Source organism: Acinetobacter endophylla (genome assembly GCF_053543775.1).
This window is the reverse complement of the sequence record NZ_JBLVOM010000035.1, coordinates 1-772: the sequence shown is the minus strand read 5'-3', so window position 1 is coordinate 772 and position 772 is coordinate 1. Positions and strand designations below refer to the sequence as shown.

General features: G+C 46.4%; 1 protein-coding gene. It reads left to right on the top strand.

The window, feature by feature from the left end; genetic code table 11:
• A partial coding sequence (locus ACNPNW_RS03925; protein ID WP_448766551.1) for a BREX system Lon protease-like protein BrxL occupies window positions 1-772 on the top strand: 772 nt, incomplete at both ends.

Genomic DNA, 772 nt, shown 5'->3' with positions numbered 1-772 from the left:
AAAGAAGGGGCCAATGTCCCGGTCTATGTACTCGAATACCTGCTAGGGATGTACTGTGCCTCGGATGATCCAGAGATCATTGAGCAGGGACTACGTAACGTAAAGACCGTGCTGGCAGAGAACTATGTACGACCTGATGAAGCTGAGAAGGTGAAATCCCTGGTTCGTGAGCGTGGCAGTTATAAGGTCATTGATCGGGTGACCGTAAAGCTTAATGAGCGTAAGGACAAATACGAAGCATCATTTAGTAATCTGGGCATCAAAGATGCCGAAATCTCGGCAGGCATCGTCAAAGAGTATGAAAAATTACTTGTTGGTGGTATCTGGGTCATTGCTACGCTTAGTTATTATTTTGAAGAAGGACAGACTAGTTCTCCATTTGGGGTGAGCTTACTCAAGCCGATTCAAATGCCGAATATGAATATGGATGAACTCTTCAGTGGCAGAGCAGCATTAAGCACGGATCAGTGGCGCGAGAGTTTAATCCGTTCCATCGGCATGGAACCGGCTTCGTTAAAAGAGGACGTGCAATGGCACCTATTAGCGCGTATGGTTCCGTTCGTTGAAAATAACTATAACGTTTGTGAACTGGGACCACGCGGTACCGGGAAAAGCCATATTTACAAAGAGTGTTCACCGAATAGTATTTTAGTCTCTGGTGGGCAAACGACTGTCGCCAACCTGTTCTATAACATGAGTAGCCGCCGTATTGGTCTGGTGGGCTTATGGGATGTGGTAGCTTTTGATGAAGTCGCCGGTATTTCCTTTAAGG